10 protein-coding genes are annotated in these 18759 nt (G+C 55.4%); 2 read left to right on the top strand and 8 right to left on the bottom strand.

The window, feature by feature from the left end; all coding sequences use genetic code 11:
- Positions 1 to 5 precede the first annotated feature (5 nt).
- On the top strand, positions 6 to 218 hold the full coding sequence (locus tag AC6R19_RS07900; RefSeq protein WP_500579337.1) for a zf-HC2 domain-containing protein: 213 nt from the start codon (positions 6 to 8) through the stop codon (positions 216 to 218).
- A gap of 66 nt (positions 219 to 284) precedes the next feature.
- On the opposite strand, the gene AC6R19_RS07895 is transcribed toward AC6R19_RS07900, so the two are convergent.
- The 4 genes from AC6R19_RS07895 to AC6R19_RS07880 form a co-directional block, all read right to left on the bottom strand.
- Positions 285 to 2516, bottom strand: coding sequence for a thioredoxin domain-containing protein (locus tag AC6R19_RS07895; RefSeq protein ID WP_500579252.1), 2232 nt, complete (start codon positions 2514 to 2516; stop codon positions 285 to 287).
- Positions 2517 to 2566: 50 nt separating this feature from the next.
- Entirely contained in the window at positions 2567 to 4990 is a 2424-nt protein-coding gene (gene ppsA, locus AC6R19_RS07890; protein WP_500579251.1) for a phosphoenolpyruvate synthase, read from the bottom strand.
- Between the two features lie 138 nt (positions 4991 to 5128).
- Entirely contained in the window at positions 5129 to 5449 is a 321-nt protein-coding gene (locus AC6R19_RS07885) for a hypothetical protein (protein ID WP_500579250.1), read from the bottom strand.
- Positions 5450 to 5612: 163 nt separating this feature from the next.
- On the bottom strand, positions 5613 to 6155 hold the full coding sequence (locus AC6R19_RS07880) for a hypothetical protein (RefSeq protein WP_500579249.1): 543 nt from the start codon (positions 6153 to 6155) through the stop codon (positions 5613 to 5615).
- 513 nt (positions 6156 to 6668) lie between these two features.
- Between AC6R19_RS07880 and AC6R19_RS07875 the strand changes: the two genes are divergently transcribed.
- Positions 6669 to 7181, top strand: coding sequence for a hypothetical protein (locus AC6R19_RS07875; protein ID WP_500579248.1), 513 nt, complete (start codon positions 6669 to 6671; stop codon positions 7179 to 7181).
- 239 nt (positions 7182 to 7420) lie between these two features.
- Here AC6R19_RS07875 and AC6R19_RS07870 read toward each other — a convergent pair whose 3' ends face one another.
- The 4 genes from AC6R19_RS07870 to AC6R19_RS07855 form a co-directional block, all read right to left on the bottom strand.
- Positions 7421 to 8233, bottom strand: a complete 813-nt coding sequence (locus AC6R19_RS07870) for a tyrosine-type recombinase/integrase (RefSeq protein WP_500579247.1) — start codon at positions 8231 to 8233, stop codon at positions 7421 to 7423.
- A gap of 93 nt (positions 8234 to 8326) precedes the next feature.
- Positions 8327 to 8959, bottom strand: coding sequence for a hypothetical protein (locus AC6R19_RS07865; RefSeq protein ID WP_500579246.1), 633 nt, complete (start codon positions 8957 to 8959; stop codon positions 8327 to 8329).
- A 108-nt stretch (positions 8960 to 9067) separates the two neighbouring features.
- Complete coding sequence (locus AC6R19_RS07860) at positions 9068 to 9529, bottom strand: hypothetical protein (protein ID WP_500579245.1); 462 nt, start codon at positions 9527 to 9529, stop codon at positions 9068 to 9070.
- A gap of 42 nt (positions 9530 to 9571) precedes the next feature.
- Positions 9572 to 18337: a tandem-95 repeat protein gene (locus AC6R19_RS07855; protein WP_500579244.1), complete on the bottom strand. Its 8766-nt coding sequence runs from the start codon at positions 18335 to 18337 to the stop codon at positions 9572 to 9574.
- Between the last annotated feature and the right edge of the window lie 422 nt (positions 18338 to 18759).

Raw genomic sequence — 18759 nt, 5'->3', positions numbered from 1 at the left:
TCGTGATGAAGAACTGCCGGGAAATCACCCGCCTGCTTTCCGAGGCGCAGGAGCGCGAACTGACATTCAATGAGCGCGCCAGCCTCAAGCTCCACACGATGATGTGCTCCGGCTGCCGCAACTTCGGCAGGCAGGTGGGGGTACTGCGCGATATTTCCCGGGCCTATAGCCGGGGGGCGGCGGACAAGGCGCGGGACGGCGATAAAACCAATGAATGATGGCCACCACATCCGGTGCGCACGGCACACCCTACCTCGGTTTCCTGGCCTCAACCAGCTGCCCTTTCACAGCGGCTCCACCCCGGCGACCTGGCGGGCAAACTCCTCGACATCCCCGGTGGGTAGCCGGCAGGCGCCCTCGATACACGCATAGGCGGTGGTCCGGCCCTGCTGGGCCTCCTTGCCCTCGAGCTGTGCGATCAGCTTCGCCTGGCGCTGCAGCTCCGGGCCTTCCTCCACCACTACCAGTGCGCGGTTGGGCAGAAAGATTCGCCGCAGTACCCGGAGCATCGGTTCGGCACTCCCGCCCTGCGGGGCGACGATCACCAGCGTCTTTGCCTTATCGAGCCGGAACTCCAGCGCCAACATCATTTCAGACAGTGCCAGGGGGTTGGCCTGCAGTGTGCCGGCGAAGGCCCGCAGTCCTCTTTCCGCCCGTTGGCGGTAACCCTCGTCGCCGGTGAGCAGGTGCAGCCGCAGCAGGCTGAGCAGGGCCACCGAGTTGCCCGAGGGTTCGGCACCGTCGAAGGCTGGCTTCTGCCGGGCGAGCAGTTGTTCCTGGTCGTCGCCGCTCATGAAGAAACCGCCCTGCGGGTCCTCGTAGTGGTCCTGCAGGGTCCGGTCCAGTACCAGGGCGCGTTCCAGCCAGGAAATTTCGTGGCTGGCCTCAAACAAGTCGAGCAGCGCGGCGATGGCAAAGGCGTAGTCATCCAGGTAGCCGCTATGGCGGGCGTGGCCGTCCTTGAAGCTGCGGTACAGGCGCGCGTCTTCGCAGAGATGGTCCAGCAGGAAACCGGCGGCGGTCTTCGCGGTTTCCGTATAGTCCGGCTCGTTCAGCACCAGGCTGGCCCTGGCGAAGGCGGAAATCATCAGGCCGTTCCAGGCGCAGAGAATTTTCTCGTCGCGGTGTGGGGCGGGGCGCCCGGCCCGGGCGCGATAGAGTTTTTCCCGTGCCGCGGCGAGCAGCGACTGCGCCCGCGGGACCGGCATGTTCAGTACTTCCGCCACCGTCTCCAGCGGCTGCGGCGCGTGCAGTATATTGCGGCCCTCGAAGTTGCCGCTGTCGCTCACCTGGTAGTAGTTCCTGACCAGCTGCGCCTCGTCGCCATCCAGCACCTGGTCCAGCTCCGCCGGCGTCCAGGTAAAGAAGTGGCCCTCTTCGCGACGGCCGCCCGGTGCCGGGCTGTCGGCGTCGGTGGCGGAGTAGAAAGCGCCCCCCGGGGAGGCCATGTCCCGCTTTACAAACTGCAGGATTTCCTCCGCCACAATTCTGAACTTATCGTCACCGGTGACCTGGAAGGCCTCTAGATAGGTGATCGCCAGCAACGCATTGTCGTAGAGCATTATCTCGAAATGGGGCACCAGCCAGCGGGCGTCGGTGGAGTAGCGGTGGAAGCCGCCACCGATCTGGTCGCGTATACCGCCGGCGGCCATCTTCTCCAGGGTCCCGGCGGCCATTTCCAGCACCGAACTGTCGCCGCTGCGTCGGTAGTATCGCAACAGCAGGCGTACCGGCAGGCTGCTGGGAAATTTTGGGGCGCCGCTGATGCCGCCGAACTGCGGATCGTAGACCTGCCTGTACTGCTCGATAACCTCGCGCAGCAGATCCGTTCCGGGCAGCTCACCACCGGTCTGCGGGGCCAGTATCTGTTCCACCGCCTGGGCCAGCCCCTCGCTCGCCCGGGTCACCTTTTCGGTCTGCTGGTGGTAGGCCGCCGCCAGGTTCTGCAGCAGGGTGAGGAAGCTGTGACCGCCGTAGGCGCTGTCCCGCGCGGGCAGATAGGAGGCTCCGTAGAAGGGCTTGCCCTCCGGCGTCAGCCACACGGTCATCGGCCAGCCGCCAGTGCCGGTCAGCGCCTGCACCGCGCTCATATACACGGCGTCGATATCCGGGCGCTCCTCGCGGTCCACCTTGATGGCGATATAGTGGCTGTTCATTACCTGCGCGATTTCCTCGTCCTCGAAGGATTCCTCTTCCATTACGTGGCACCAGTGGCAGGTGGAGTAGCCCACACTGAGCAGCAGCGGCCGGTTGAGTTTTTTGGCCGCCGCGAAGGCCTCATCGCCCCACGGATACCAGTTCACCGGATTGTGGGCGTGTTGCAGCAGGTAGGGGCTGGATTCCAGGAGCAGGCGGTTGGTGTATTTGGCCAAGCCGTCCTCGTTCAGGTGTCGGGTTCGCGGACGGTAACCGGCGTCTTTATCACGGGCGGCCGCGGCCAGCTCCGCCTGCAGGGACTCGCCGAAGGGCTCGGCGCCGGGCAGGGGGGCTGTGACCGGTTTGGGTGTCTGCGACATAGCGGGCTCCACGGGAATCCAGGGGTTGCTGTCTACGCGATGTGACGTGGTTACCTCTCTTTCTCTATTTCCGCCACCTTCTCGATGGTGCACAGCAGGGCATCCGGGCTCAGGCTGATGGAATCTATGCCCAGCTTTACCAGGTACGCCGCCACTTCCGGGTAGTTCGACGGCGCCTCGCCGCAGATGCCCGCGGGAATGCCATTGCGCTGGGCACCCTCGATCGCCAGGCGAATCATCTCCAGTACACCGGGATCCCGCTCGTCGAAATCGAAGGCGACGATATCCGAATCCCGATCAACCCCCAGCACCAGTTGGGTCAGGTCGTTGGAGCCGATGGAGATACCGTCGAACAGCTGGCTGAAAGCGTCTATCTGCACCACGTTGTTCGGTATCTCGCACATCATATAGACTTCCAGGCCGTTGGAGCCCGGCGCCAGCCCGTGCTTGGTCATGGCCTCGAGAACCTGTTCACCCTCGGGGATGCGGCGGCAGAAGGGGATCATCACCTTGATATTGGTGAGACCCATATCCTCCCGGGCGCGCTTCAACGCCGCGCACTCCAGCGCGAAGCCGTCGGCGTAGGCCTTGTGGGCATAGCGGGCGGCGCCGCGGAAACCGAGCATCGGGTTTTCCTCGCGGGGTTCGAAGGCCGCGCCGCCGATCAGGCGCGCATACTCGTTGGTCTTGAAGTCCGAGGTGCGCACTATCACCGGGAGTGGGTAGAAGGCCGCGGCAATGGTGCCTATGCCCTCGGACAGCTTTTCGATAAAAAAGTCGGCGCCGCTGTCATGGTTGACGATCAGCTCGTCGAGTTTTTTCCTCTCTTCCTCGTCCTCTACCTTGTCCGGATGGGCCAGCGCCATCGGGTGCGCCTTGATATGCTCATTGACGATAAACTCCATTCGCGCCAGGCCGACGCCGTCACAGGGCAGGGCGCTGAAGCGGAAGGCCTGCTCCGGGCTGCCGAGGTTGATCATCATCTTCGTTTTTGTCCGCGGCACCTCGTCCAGCTCGGTGGTGGTGACCTCGAATGGAATTTCGCCGGCGTAAACCTTACCCACGTCGCCCTCGGCGCAGGACATGGTGACGGCCTCTCCGTCGCTCAGGCGGTCGTTCTCATCGCCGATACCCACCACCGCGGGAATGCCGAATTCCCGCGCCACTATGGCCGCGTGGCAGGTGCGACCGCCATGCTCGGTGACCACCGCCGCGGCGCGGCGCATGGCCGGTCCCCAGTCCGGACTGGTGCTGCTGGCGAAGAGCACTTCGCCCTCCTCGAAATCCTTCAGTTCTTTTACGTCGTTGATTTTGCGCAGCTTGCCGCTGGCGATAGCGGTGCCTATCGCACGCCCCTCTGCCAGCAGGGATTCCCTGTCCGGCTTTTCCTTGAGCCGGTAGCGTTCCAGCTGATTGCGCGGCTTCTGTGAGGCAACGGTCTCCGGGCGTGCCTGCAGCAGGTATAGCTGCTCGTCGTCGCCGTCCTTGCCCCACTCGATATCCAGCGGGCACTCCTCGCCGCGCTTTTCGCTGTAGTGCTTTTCAGCCTTGATTGCATAGTCGGCGAGGGTAAGCACCTCGTCGTCGCTCAGACTGTAATGGCGCCGGCGCGGATCGGGGGTGTCTATATTGTGCAGTTCCTGGCTGTTCAGGTCCTCGTCGCACACCAGGGTCTTCTGCTTGGCGCCCAGCTGCCGGCGCAGGACGCAGCGGTGGCCTTTCTCGAAGGTGGGTTTGTGCACGTAGAATTCATCCGGATCCACTGTGCCCTGGACGATATTTTCGCCGAGGCCGAAGGCGGAATTGATAAACACCACGTCGCGGAAGCCGCTCTCGGTATCCAGGGTGAACATGACGCCGCTGGAGGCCTGGTCGGCGCGCACCATCTTCATCACCGCAATCGCCAGGTAGACCTTGAAGTGGTCGAAGCCGTTGCGCTCGCGATAACTGATGGCGCGCTCGGTAAACATGGAAGCGAAGCAGCGCCGGCAGGCGTCCAGCAGTCCGTCCTTGTCGCCGATGTTGAGGAAGCTCTCGTGCTGGCCGGCAAAGCTGGCTTCGGGCAGGTCCTCCGCAGTGGCGGAACTCCGCACTGCAACACGCAGCTGCGGGCCGTACTGTTCGCACAGCTCGACATAGGCGGCGGTGATATCCTCCACCAGATCGTCCGGCAGTCCCGCGTCGTAAACGATCTTCTGCGCCTCTGCGGCGACTTCTCCCGCATCGCCGTCATCGGTCTCCACACCCTTCAATAGCTTGCGCAGCGGCTCCCAGGCATCGGTTTCGTCGAGCAGGTCTCGGTAAGCCTCGGCCGTAATGGCGAAGCCGTTGGGCACGCGTATTCCCTGGGGCACCAGGGTCCGGTACATTTCCCCCAGCGACGCCGTTTTCCCTCCCACCTCTGCGATGTCGTCGAGACCTATCTGCTCGAACCAGCGGATATAGCGGTTCCCGGCCATAGTCAGTTGCGCCACCTAAGTTGATCGACAGTAAAGCTGCACCGAACAGCTACTACTGACAATAGTTCAAGCTGGCCGCGGAACACCCGGAAGCCGTTTCTGATCCGTTGATTCCGACGGCCCGGCGAGTGGCTATAGAGGGGAGGGCGCTGTTTACTGCCCAGGGATCGGCAGTCGCTCACAGCTGCGGTGGACGGAATCAGCCAGGCTCTCCAGGCGCAGGGACTTCACGCCCACCGGAACATCCGTCAGCAGGGTGGTTTCCACCAAGTGGGTAAAATCCAACAGTTCCTCGAAAACCCGTATTGCATCCGGGGAAAGGGCCTGCGGGCACAGTTCACCGGCGAACAGGAATGCCCGGCAGGAGCGGGCGATCGCGACAGTGTTCTCGCAGAGCTGTGTCGGGCCCATGCCCAGTATCCACTGTCCCTGCCAGCAGGCCAGCTCCGCTATCGCCTGCGGGTCTTCGGGCACCGCTCCCTGGGCGCGGCATCCCGACTCATGGATCCGCAACCTGTCCGCCATCCGCTGCAGAAATTCCTGCAGTCGCGGCCAGTGTCCCGTCGCCTCCCCGCACCAATCCCGGCATCGCCCGATAAAGGGAGTTACTCCCGCACTTGTCTTCTCCATAGCGGCCTCAGACGACGTCGACACAGGGGAGCCGAGGGATCCTGACCTGGCCTTCGATATGGGAAAGGTGGCGCTGCACGATATATTTCAGCAACTTCAGGTATTCAGAGAACTCCCCATTATCCAGGGCATCCCTGCGCACCGGTTCCTGTCCGAGGCGGACAAACTCCGTCTCGTGTTGCTGCACCAGCTCCAGCGCCAGCTGCTTCAGGCGGTCCTCGCGCATATGGGTATTCACCAGCAGACTGCCTTCGCAGCCCCGCTCCACATAGGAGGCCGCGCGCTCGCGAAAGGCACAGACAAAGGCCCTGGCGGTAACACCGAGAGCATCATAGGAATACTGCAGGCAGGCCAGCAGCCTGTCGAAGACATCGAAGGAACAAAGCAAATCACGCTGGGCCGCAACCAGCGTGTGCATCTGCTCATCCGTCTGTCGCGATCCCGCCAGCGCCTGCTCGATACGGATTCGCAAAGCCGAAACCCTGCCGAGCAGGAGCAATGGCGGAACCAGAGCCGCGGTGACTACCGCGACCAGGGCTACTTCAAACATCTCACTGTCCTTCACTGAATTGTCGGTTGGTCCCCAAAAGGGCGTGTCCAGCAGACCCCATCCTGCCGCCAATCAAACAACACCAGCCCTCTCCCGTTTGGCAATTGGCCAGGGAAGAGGGCAGGGGTATTGTTTTGTTTTTATGGAGGCTTCGCGTTCCGGATACTGCCGTCCGGCAGTGGACGCAAAGGGAAAAGGCGTGCGCTGAGAAGGTGGTTAACACCGTCAAAATTGCGGCGCGCAAGATACTTGCGTTTTCTCTCCATTACCAGTCTCTTGGCGCCAAATTCGTGAAGTTGTTACCTCAATAGTCGACATCGCCCCACCAGTCGACCCAGACCAAGGGGCAGGGCGAAGAGTCGTGACGTGAAAAACAATCCCTCTGCAGGGGCTGCCCAGTTGCTCCGGATGGGGAGAAGGCGGGGCCTGTACCTGATAAGTAAGGCGAAGAAACTTTTTTCATCAATTGGCCTTCGATACAGGACTTTACCTGGCGCATTGCGGAAATGGTCTATGACGCCGATGGACTTCCGCACAACCAGTCCTTTGCGCATCATCAGCGAGACTTTGGATACCCGGCGCCTGGCAATCTCCCTGGCTATTGCGCTCGGCGTGCACGCAGCACTGATCAGCATTCCAGTATCACAGGCGCCACTGGTTCCAGGTACGGCGACAAGCAATCAATCTCCACTCAAAATTAGTTTGTCCAGCGGTAAAAATGCTGAAGCCCCACCGGCGCCTGCCACCGAGCCTCCATCCATCCCGGCGAGACGCCGCAGTGTGGAAAACGCCAGTAAAAAAGTTGTAGCGGGGCGACCTCCTCCTGCTTCTTCGCGGCCCGATGCGGAGGCGCACACAAAGTCGACGCCCAAGACAGAGCCCCCGACGACGGACACCAGGCCCATGGATATACCCGCGGAGTCCGGGGCCATGAGCCGATCCACGGTCTTCGACCCGGAATTGAAGAAGAAACTGGCTCGAGAGCGCATGGCGAGTCAAGCCAGTGGTTCAGATGGAATTCCCTGAGTTCGTGAGGTGGATACAAGACAAAAGGATCACGGCGCACCGGCGAAGTACTGCAACAAAGGGAAAGGGAGCTGAGGCCAATACATTGAATTTAACATAATCTATATTATGCGAACTGAGTTATTTACTGGAAGTGAGTATTAAGTGGTCTGGATGCCCAACCATAGATGGAAAATTTTTCAAGTAAATCGGTAAAATTCCAAGCAAATCGGTAAAATGGGAATTCACACAAATTGTGATCACTTTACGTTTCCCACCCCTTTAAGGCCGCTAATTCGGCTCAGTGCATCCGAAATCTCTTCCTCTGGTGGCTCTTCATAGATAATCGTCGTAGACGGACTTACATGGCCTGCAATCTTCTGGGCCACCTTTACAGATTTCTTCTGTCGATGAATCACATTGGTAATCAGGGCCCGTCTACCGCTATGAGAACTTGCCTTCTCAATCCCAGCCCAGTCTCGCAACATCAGCGCCATATGCTCCTGGAGCGTATTCGGCGAATAAGCTCCACCTTTTTGGCTCACAAACAACGGATCAGTGGGTTTGGCTGCAGGATTCTTTTCGAGGCGTATAGTCAGGTATTGACTTAGGGCATCCCGTAATTCGCTATCTACTAGGGGCAAGTCTCGTGACTTGCCGCGGTGCGCCTTTACAGGCGGATAAAAGGCTTCAGGGTCGACTTCGGCACCAGCTTTAGCCAGTGCCACGATTTGTGCCACAACCTGGTCAAAAGCCTCTTTTCCAAAACTGATGGTTTTTCGCTGGTATTTGGCCTTCGAACGCCCCATCGCATCGGCACCTTTTGTGTAGGCTGCCGGCAATGTCATCACCTCGTACAGCTGAAAGTCTCTCGGCTGATCACTTCGATACGGCCCGAGTCTTGCGATCTCCTTGATTTGTAGCAAGGCGATTTCCTGTACACGGAGCCCCAGCTTAAAGCTGACCTGCATGATGGCAGTGTTTTTCTCAGGATGCCGATGTTGTTGAATGGCTTCGAAAAGGTGGCGCTGCTGTGCTGGTGTAGGTACTCGAGCCTGTCCAGATTTCGGCATCTTAGGGGCCTCCGCCGCTTTATGGGAGAGGTCTATTATAATCCGTATTAATGATATTTAAACGGATTTCCTGCTGGCCAAATGGCTCCAATGCTATTTGTGTAGATATGGCAGACCCTGGCAAAGCACCGACAATGGAATAATTGAAGCTGGAGGAGCTTTAAACTCACTTCGGTTCCTTGACAGATAAGCCTGCAACTTCTTTGCGCTGCTGATATCCTTGACCAGAACTGCGCGAACAGCTGTGGGCAGTCTAAAATTTCCCTTTGCCCGCCACTCTCTTTCATGAACCCAATTAATGCTCCCGCTATCAACGCCCTCTAGGCGCACAACTCGCCAAAGCTCCTCGATAGGCATCTGCAAGTCTTTCAGCTCCTTATTTGACAAATAGACGACTGGCCGACATCCTTTTGAATACGCATATTGCTTTGAAATTACTATCCCATACGGCTCATACCGAGGACTATCTGGATCAGTGTTGACTTGATTAAGCACATATTTAAGGGACGGAAGCGGAATGTCCATAAAGCATGAGGCGGTATTTGGCCCCTTAATAAACCCTTTTTCTGTATCACTACCCCATATCTCACCACACTTTAGAAGATGGAGAAGGTTATCATACGCAGAAAACCCATCTTCCTTTTCAGTATTCTTCGTCAAGTGGACCAAGAAAGGAGATAGATCCGGCCTTTCAAAGAATGGAAGATTATTAGGTTCTTTTCTCATTAGGGTTTTTCCATTGACGATATACAGTCAAGCTTTGGTCAATTAAAACCCGTGAAAAGCGGGACTGCCTGATATTGTCAGGGCACACCCCATTCATTCGCGAACTTTCTATCTGCACAAAACTAGTACATGTGGATTAATTTCAATGAGTCGATCTTGTACTTGCTCGATTTCATCGATCCCAAGGGAATGTGAATCACCAATTCTAATGATAATACTATTTCTTCCCTCACCAAAACTTACAGATTTAATCGTGCCCGGATTTAACCACTCCGGTCTATCCTTGACATGCCGGTTTAATTGAATGAATGCATACCTATTATTTAGACCTAAATAATCTACATCAAGATTTAACTTGTCAAATTTTTCAGGTTCATTTTTTGCACTTATTCGTCCCAACCACCCAAATTGCTCCAAAGCCTCCTCAGAATTTAGAATAAAATCGATCTGTTTTTCCAAATATTGAATTTTTTCGTTATTTCTCGCTATTCCTTGCAGCTTTTTACAAGAATTCGTACTTTTTTCTTCTGAGCAAGCAGCCAAAGGAGAATAAAGTAAAGAAATAATCATACAAACCTTAAGTAACTCGTAAAATCTATTAGGCTTTATCATTTAAAGACCTCGACGGATTGCTTGCTTGTATTGTGCTGCACCAAAAAGAGCCCATTTTGTACCCGGTCCAATATCTCGTAAATTTCTCCAACCCTGTCCGTCATATATTTGCCTGCCGTTGTGCACTGATACGGCAATCGGCGCCAACTGCATATAGTTTTCTCCGTAATGTTGCATCAACATTCCCACAGCTAAGTAATTAATGTGGCCGCCATAAGCTACGGTACCCCCAATATTAAATTGCCGCCCAGTAAGTGAAATTTCGTCATACAAAAAAGTATCGTAAAAAGCAAACTGGGTACTAAACTCATCGCTCATGAATTCGTAACGAGGCTCACTGCGTGTTTGGTAAACCATCCAGGTAACGATTACATTCAATTCGTCAACTGTAAGCTCTAGTACTCCTTCTGGCTTATCGGCAGCTCTAATCAACAGTTCTCGCTGAAGCGATTCATATGCTTCTAAGGCGGACAATTGAGGGTTAATTTCCTCCTTTGAATTCCCGGCCCAATTGTATAAATACTGCATAGCCGCCGTAGCGGCGCCGCTGGCGAACTTCCCGCCTGTGGCTTCCGAGACAGTCCCACCGACAATCATACTCACAACCAGCTGACTATACTCCGGCAACTTCCCTATCCCGGGCGACAGCCCCTTGGTCACAAATGCCGACATAAACCCGTGCCCAAACTTTCCACCGTTCAGCACACTCCCCAGTCCACCCACCAGGGCATGGGCAAATACCATGTTCCTGTAGATATCGGGACTTACATAAATTCCCTTCCCTACCTCCACTGCACCGGGCGTCGTCGCCGTGGTGTTGGACAACTGACTCTGTTGTCGGCCGTAGGCACCGATCTGCTGAAACGCCCATACGGAGGCATAGGCCACCGCAGCTGATTTCAGGACATCGTTCCTGCCACCGCCGTTGATGTACGTATTCATGCCCGCAACTGCGGCACAGCTCGCGGGGTTTACACAGGCGACCATCTGCGCAAACAGCATGATGCCCATCTTGGTGTAGTGGTCCGATTTTCGGCTGTACCCGGTCGGGTCTGTGAATGCCAGCGGGTTGTTGTGCACATAGCTGTAGCGGTTGTAGCCCTGGCTACTGGTGGCCCCGTCGATTTTGGAATCCGCCTGCACGAAGCGACCGAGTAGCGGATCGTAGATGCGCCCGTTCATATGGATCAGGCCAACCTCGTCCAGGGACTCGTGGCCGGTAAAGCCACGGGCGGTGATGTCCAGGATACTGCTTCTCTCAGTATCGGAAAGCGCCGTCTCCCAATCCAGCGCATTCCGCCGCTGGCCCCAGGGATCGAAACTCAGCTGTTCCACTATCCCGCCGGCGCTGTCGGTGATCACGTCGGTGGAGCCCAGGTGGTCCTTGAGCAGGTAGCGATCCTTGGTGCTCGTTAAGTGGTCCGCCGGGGTTTCAGCCGGCAGCAGGCCCGCTATCTTGTCCGCCTGCCACTGGCGCAGGTCGGTATCGTAGCTCTCCGTGGTAATCACGAAGCCTTCGATATAGCGGCGGATCTCGGTCTTGCCGTCCTTGTAGACCTTCTCGGTGCCGCCGACATAGAGGGTTTCCCTGACGCTGCTGCCGTCGTCGTCGATCCGCTTCCAGCGGGCGCGGTCCGGGCCATAGGCGAACTTTGTGGTATGCCCGCCCTTCTCTATTGCCAGCGGCTTGTTGAAGACGCTGTAGCTCAGGGTGCGGCCAGTGCTGTCGCCTACCATATTGCCGTTGGCATCGTAGCTGTAGCTGGTCACCGGACCGCCGTTGTCCGTCTCGCAGACGGCGTGGGGGCCGTAACCTGTGCCGCACTGGGCACCGTAGCGGTAGCTGCCGACACCTGTCTTGCTGGTGATATTGCCGCTGGTCGAGTAGGTCACCGCTGTGTTAACCGTTCCACCGGGATTAGTCAGGGCCACACCGGTCAGCCGGTTCAGGGTGTCGTAGGTAAAGTCCTCGTAGAGATCCTTTGACCCGGAGTTGTCCTCCCGGTAGTCCAGGTTGCCGCTGGCGTGCCACTGGAAGGTCAGGTCCTGCACTTCCCCGAGTCCGGGCATCACGCCGCTGCTGATATTGAGCAGGCGGTTGCTGATGGGATCATAGGTCCGCTTGACGGTCACCCCGTTGCCCAGCAGCGTTTCAACGGCATTGCCGCGGGCGTCCATATCCCTCAGCTCGTAGTAACGCTGGCCCGAGACGCCTTCCACATAGTCGGGGCTGGTCACCTGGGTGATATAGCCCCAACTGGGGTGGTAGTGGTTCCAGGTGCCCTTGGTATAGCTGCCGTCTATCGCCGCCATTTCATTGCTGGCATCGTAGGAGAGCTTGACCCGGCCGTAGCGGTCGTACTCCACCTTCTCCCAGTGGTCGCCGTCTGCGCCGGCCAGGCCCAAGATGGTGACCGCCTCCGCCTTGCGGGCGTAAATGTCGTAGCCCAGCATTTTGGCGTAGCTGTACTGGCTGAAATCGACGCTGCAGTTGTTGGCAATCGGGGATGCACTTTCTGCGACGAAGACGAGCTTGCCCGCGGCATAGGTTACCTTGGAGCAGTCGGGATCGCGATCGAAGTACCAGCGGGTGGCCTTTTCCAGACTGCCGCCCACTTTATAGTCTTCCCGATAGATCATGCGGCCGAGGGCGTCATACTGCATCTCGGTATAGTTTCCAATCGCATCGGTCTGCCGCTTGAGCTCGCCGTATTTGGTGTAGTCGTAATCCCAGCGCCCCTTGTCCGGGTCGATCATATACTCCTTGCGGCCCACCTTGTCGTGCTTCACCTCGATAGTGATATCGACTCCCTGCTCCACATCCTTGGTGGTAGTGGTAGCCAGGTTGCCCTGCACATCATAGGTGTAGTCAATGGTATTGCCCGCGGTATCCGTCACCTTGACCAGTTCGCCGAGCACATTGTGGTCCTCGTGCCTGGTATCGTCACAGGAGGGGTTGCCGCTGGTGGTCTGCGTTGTTCGCACAGTACCGCCGGACTGCAACTGATCATAGGTGACAGTCACATCGCACTGGTTACCGGGCACATCGGTGAATGTGGTCCTGCCCAGTATGTCGTAGTCAAAATCGGACCAGGCTGGTGTTCCACCGGCGAAATACGGCAGCGATTCCCGATCGACGCGGCTCAATTCATCGTATTCGGTATCCGTATAGATCCACTTGCCTTCGAATCCCGTCGATGCCGTGCGCAGCTTGCGGCCGAGCATATCGAAATACTCGACCGACTGACTGCTATCGAAGGTGGAGGTAGTGATCTTGTAAGCCGTGCCGGCCGGCGCCCCCGAGCAGCCAGAACTGCAGTCCGCAGCCAATGTTTTGAAATAGCTCCCCGTTTCAGTCCACTGGAAATAGGGTTTGCCGAAGGCCGAGTAGGCGGTGCCGCTGCGGACGCCATTGACATCGGTGACGGTTTCAGCCAAGCCGAAGTGATTGAAATCACTTCCGTGAGATACTATCTGCCCGAGGGCATTTTCCTCCGCGATCACATAACGGCCGGCGTGATCGTAGTACCAGTGAGTGTCGCGGTCGGCCTCCCCTACTGCATTCAGGGTCGCGGCAGTCTTATTGCCAAAGCGATCATATTCGTAGGTTGTTGTTACGGCAAAGTCGCTGTCATCGGGCTCAATGGTCTCCGTATGCAGCAGTCCTGTTTCCGGATAATAGGTGAATGCGGAAATCCGGGTCTCGTCAGGAAGGCCCGTTAGGGGCTTGGAAGTGGTAACCTCTGACCGGGTAAGCCGTCCCAAATGCCAAAGGGATTCGTTATTGGAATAGGTATTGACGGTCGTCTGGGTGGAAACCACGCGATCGAGATTGTCTCTCGTCGTAACGGATACTGAATAAACATTGCCGAAACGGGTATTCTCGCCAGGTTGGTAGTCCGTATCTGTGGTTACGGAACTGAATTTCTCCCCACCGAGCGTATAAGTGGTCTCTTCACTGATGTCGATAAACGGCAGGAATGTTTTTCCTGCTTCCGGTTCCACCGTGCCCAAAGTATTGGCCGCTTCGGCAATCAGGGTGAGATCCGGCAACTGCTTTTCCGTGCGCTCCGGCATCCCGATATAGGGGTAATCCTGTCGGTAGGTGGTTGTCGTCAATACACCGGTTTGTATGTCCTTTGTTCGAATTCGGGCGAAACCGAGGAAACCTCGCCCGCCCGCCTGCATACGGGCGCCCTCATAGTGGTAATCCACCTCTACCTGGTTTCCCTGATCGCTGGCAACCGGTGCGGAACTCCCGACATGGGAAACAACGTAAGTCGGCCCGCTGATATCAAATACGGGCGATCCACGCCCCCAGTCTTTGGTGGCGGCATCCGTATATTTCACGTAATCCCATACGCCGGTCATGGACCTGTCGTTCAGACGCCTGTATTCAACGTCGGTAACAGCACCCAGGCCGTGGGTAAACTGCTCGATCAGGTCGATTGGCGTATTACCGGCCTCTATTTGCCGATAAACCACATCGTGTTCCGACTGGTCGCTATCGCTGTGGATGCTGACAAACTCGTCGCGGCCGTCGCCGGTGATATCCATAAGGAAGTGCTGGTAACTTGAGCCAGAGTTGGCATCAAACAGCGGCACCTTCTGATCAAAATTAGTGCCATTCCAACGGTAAGCCACCAGTTTTTCTGGCGAAACACTGTCGTCGAATGTCAGGATATCTGTAAAGCCGTCGGCATTTTCGTCCGTAAAGTACACCGGCTTGTTTGACGGAAGATCGGGGCTGCCAGCAAGGGTAATAAAGCCATCGCCGGTGTTAATGCGAATATCAGATCCCAGGGAATCGTTAACTTTATATACATAGTCACTCAAGCCGTCGCCATTGAAATCGGCGATCTGAACTCCAGATTCATCTATAGATGCGCCGGTAATTTTCCAGGAACTGAACTCTTTATAGGAATTGTCCGGTTGCGACACCAGGATATACCAGCGATGTTCATTGGGAGGAGTGCCGCCATTAAGACAAACTTCCACCGGCCATTGGCCCGGGGCCGCACAAGGCCAATAGATATGCGTGATGAAATCGGCCTTTCCATCGCCGTTGAAATCCGCAACATGCTTGTTTCTGCCATCTCTGACTTGTGGTCCGGCTGTTGGGTAGCCGCCTCGCGGATCGTAGTTCAGCTGGACTGGATAAGTTACCTCCTCACCAAATTCATTACCACCAGAGCCGTTTCGCACCATATGCCGCACGGTGATTGAACGGCCACCGAGGCGCACCAGGTCGGGCAACCCATCTCCGTTCATGTCGAAAAGGTCGTAGGACAGTGCCGCACAGCTCCCCGATGAGCATAAATCACTTTCCTCACTTTCGGTTTCAAATTCCGTGCCTTTCGAGAGCGCCACTTTCCAGTTGTCTATGGTCCCACCGGCGGTGCTGGTAACGCCGTGGACCAGATCTGCCTTTCCGTCATTGTTGACATCTACGACATACCACGTATTTCGGTCACTCGAATGTGCCTTATGTTTGACACTTCGTTTATAGAGCCAGCCGTTCAAGCCACCGGTGGACACCCTGAAATAGATATTCTCATTGGAGTCCATCTGAAGCCAAACCAGGTCCATTCGGCCATCGCCGTTGACATCTCCCGGTTTACCGCCGAGAAACTGCCAATCCATCCCGAAAGCGTGTGTAGGTCCCGATATGACATCTGCGGCACCAAAAACCTGCGCAGGATCACTCCAAGTGAAGCTTGTGGCGGGTAGGCAGTTGTTATTGACACATTCTTCAATGCTCTCCAGCAAGCTGCGATTACTAGCAGCACTAGCCTTGTAGTTAAGAACGTAGCTACGTAGTTCTTGGCCCTCAGAATAGGATTTGATCTCCCTGAGGCGTTTGCGCAATGTCTGTTCAGCACCCAGGAAATATCCTTCAGAGCTATCCAGCCTCGAATCATCATAGACAAAATCAATATAACTGGTCGCGGCTGTAGACCCATTACTGGCGTAATCGATACGATCTATGACCAGCTCACCAAGCGTTAAATCAGACTGATAGGAGAAGTGGATGGTATTGCCGGCACTGTCGCCAAAGGTAGTCTGTGCCCAAACAGTCTTGCCACTCCGCCCCTCTACCTGGCCTTCCAGATAACTGTCGGTCGAGTCTCCATAATATGATATCGATCCATCCTTGCGCTGAACGACAAAGTAATCCGGGTTACCCGAGGGACCTCCAACCGATTGCACGCGAACAAAAGTATCGATTTCCGTGCGATAGTAAGTACCGCTTTCCCCGTAGTTTCCGGAAACCGCGACGAGACGACGACCATCCAGACAGAACCTGTCTGTCGATGACAAGTTGATAGTGGCATCCGCTCCATCCTGCTCATAGGTCTGTCGGCAGCGCGTAATGGTTGACAGGCCGGCAATATTCCAGCCCACTCCCATCAAGCCATTTCCAGCCTGACTGGAGTAGTTCAAGGATATTTGGGGCGCAACACCACCAGACGAAGGGCCAGTCATAATGGGGATGGAGTATGTGGCCGCGCCGGATTCATCTACCCTAAACTCACCTGCAGTTTCTCCAACCAGATCACTGGCTATCACTGCGGAGCCGCTAGCCGGAGGAATCGCAATTTGCGCAGGGGCTTCACCCGACTGGCTCGGCGCCTCGGAGATCGCCACTTGGAAATTGCTGGACTCTATATACTCTGAACAGGATTCGGTGCCGGAAACATTGCTGCACACGGCGACCCTGGCCCGGTAAACACCATCCCCCTCACCAGCCAGATCTATATCCGTACCCGTGCCTCCGCCGAGGTAAGTATTGAGCATATTCCAGGAAACGGTGTTGTTGGCAGTATCCACCACGCCGAGATCCAGCTTGTAGGTCTGGGAATCACTCTTGGCACTGGCCCATACCAGGTCGAACTCACCGTCGAAACTGACAAGGGGGCTCACAGCCAGGCGATCTACAAGGGGGTTTACCGTGACAAAGAAGCTCTCCGTTTTAGAGGCGGAGCCGTCAGAAACGGTTATGCTGATTTCCGAGCTGCCATATTGTTCCGCTGCTGGGCTTATATTGATTGTCCGGGCAGAACCGCTGCCGCCCAACTGCAGGTTCCCTGCAGGAACAAGGAATGGGTTACTACTCGAAACTGAAACATCAAGATTTGAAGCCGCGGTCTCGACATCGCCAATAGTAAATGGGATCTCCGTAGATCCTTGGCCTGGTGCCAGTACGACGTCAGATATCTGAGTAATGGTTGGAATATCGTTGATCGGGTTTACAGTCAAGTTAAAAGCCATTTCTGCTATCTGCGCGCCATCAGAAACCTTAACCGTAATGGTCGAGCTGCCGCTTTTATTTGAAACCGGTGTAACTTTAACTGTTCGATTAGTCCCGCTTCCACCGAATACTATGGCACCATTAGGAACCAATGAGACGTTGCTCGACACCCCGGTAACAGTCAGTGAAGCGGCTGCAGTTTCTTCATCACCGACAGTAAACCCGATATTGCCGGTATTGCCATCTTCATTAATGGTTCTATCAGAAATCGAGGTTATCGTTGGGAAATCATCTACAAATCGAATAGTCAATGACTGGTTATCTGAATCCTCGCCAAACTGATTAGTGCATGTGATAGATGTGTTGACAATCTGGTCAACACTCATTACCGAGGATGCGGTATAGACAAGACTTCCCGAAGCTCCGCTCACACCGGATATTCCAGTTGCCGAACAGTTTGTAATATTGGTCCCACTCCAGGAGTAAGTGGAGGCACCCCCTTCATTAATCGTAGCTGGCGAAAAACCAGCACTTACCGTGGGCGGCCTTTCCACAGACACTGTCGTCGTGCCTAGAGTAGATGACGTAACAACGTCGTCATAAGTAACGGGATTGATGTTACTTATCCAGGCTTTAATCGTGTATTCATAATTGCCATTTAACGTTTTATTAAATACCTTACTCGTAGAGGATCCATTATTATAAGTCGTTGATCCGGCACCGCGGGTTTCGATTATTTCATAAAAGAGAAGCTCTCTGCGTCCGGGAATTTCTGATATCGGGCTCCATGAAAGCGTAAAACTTCCGGTAGAAGTAGAGTTCGGAGCAGTAAGGCTCGAAACGGAAACTGGAACAGTAATTACATCGGCTGCAGATCCATCGCTAACCTTTATCTGGAACGAATCATCACCGCTATACCCGGCAGATGGAGTGTAAGTAAATGTCCTGGATATGCCCGATCCAAAGCCGGTAACGGATCCATGGGAAGGAGTACTGTTTTGACTCCAGGTCAAACCATCTCCGTCTGCGTCGTCGGCCGACAATTCAAAAGCAACTGAATATCCCTTTCCAGTTTCGATGGCGAAACTGCTGCCTTCCAAGATAACCGGAGGAGCGTTTACTTCATTTACCGTGAGCATAAATGATTCGGTAGCCGTTTTAGCGCCATCAGAGACCTGAATTGTGATAGTGGCTGTTCCGAAGCTATCAGCCTTGGGCGTAACCTTAACCGTGCGATTGGTGCCACTCCCTCCAACGTTGATGTTGCCATTGGGCACCAGCGAAGTATTGCTTGAAGAGGCGCTCAACGAAAGCGAGCCGGCGCTGGTTTCTTCGTCGCCTATGATAAATGAGATATTTCCAGTGTTAGTATTTTCGTTAATCGTCTTATTGGATATCGAGGAAATACTGGGGTTGTCATTTATATAGTTAACTGTCAGGGATTTCGTTATTGAAACTGATCCCCCGGTCCCGGAGCATGTCAGTTTTACGGTAACCGTTTGGTTGCCACTCATATTGCTGGAAGCATTGTACGTTTTGCTTCCTGATTTACCACTTACTCCAGATATACCTGTAGCGGAACATCCGGTAGCGTTTGTTGAACTCCACGAGTAGGTAGAGCTTCCGCCCTCGTTGATGGTATTTGGATTGAAACTAGCACTTGCGGTCGGTGGTTTTTTTACTGAAACAGTTTTTGAACCTAATGTTGAAGATGTGACATAGTCGTCGTGAGTAACGGGGTTTATATTGCTTATCCATGCGACTACTGTATATACATAATCCCCGTTAACACTCTTGTTAAAGGACTTACTACTGGAGCTAGAAGCCACGTTGTAACTATTGGTGGCGCCTCCTATAGTTTCCTTAACCTCATAATAGAGTACTTCTTTACGGCCCGGGACTTCCGAAACTGGATCCCAAGAAATTGTGTATGACC

The organism is Microbulbifer sp. SE14 (assembly GCF_059834885.1).
The sequence above is the reverse complement of the archived record's forward strand: the minus strand, read 5'-3'. Positions and strand labels throughout refer to the sequence as shown.

Bases quoted from the DNA above. Each gene is read 5' to 3' on its own strand.
- AC6R19_RS07900 (WP_500579337.1), top strand. From the start codon at position 6: ATGAAGAACTGCCGGGAAATCACCCGCCTGCTTTCCGAGGCGCAGGAG.
- AC6R19_RS07895 (WP_500579252.1), bottom strand. From the start codon at position 2,516: ATGTCGCAGACACCCAAACCGGTCACAGCCCCCCTGCCCGGCGCCGAG.
- AC6R19_RS07880 (WP_500579249.1), bottom strand. From the start codon at position 6,155: ATGTTTGAAGTAGCCCTGGTCGCGGTAGTCACCGCGGCTCTGGTTCCG.
- AC6R19_RS07875 (WP_500579248.1), top strand. From the start codon at position 6,669: ATGACGCCGATGGACTTCCGCACAACCAGTCCTTTGCGCATCATCAGC.
- AC6R19_RS07870 (WP_500579247.1), bottom strand. From the start codon at position 8,233: ATGCCGAAATCTGGACAGGCTCGAGTACCTACACCAGCACAGCAGCGC.
- AC6R19_RS07865 (WP_500579246.1), bottom strand. From the start codon at position 8,959: ATGAGAAAAGAACCTAATAATCTTCCATTCTTTGAAAGGCCGGATCTA.
- AC6R19_RS07860 (WP_500579245.1), bottom strand. From the start codon at position 9,529: ATGATTATTTCTTTACTTTATTCTCCTTTGGCTGCTTGCTCAGAAGAA.
- AC6R19_RS07855 (WP_500579244.1), bottom strand. From the start codon at position 18,337: ATGAGTGGCAACCAAACGGTTACCGTAAAACTGACATGCTCCGGGACC.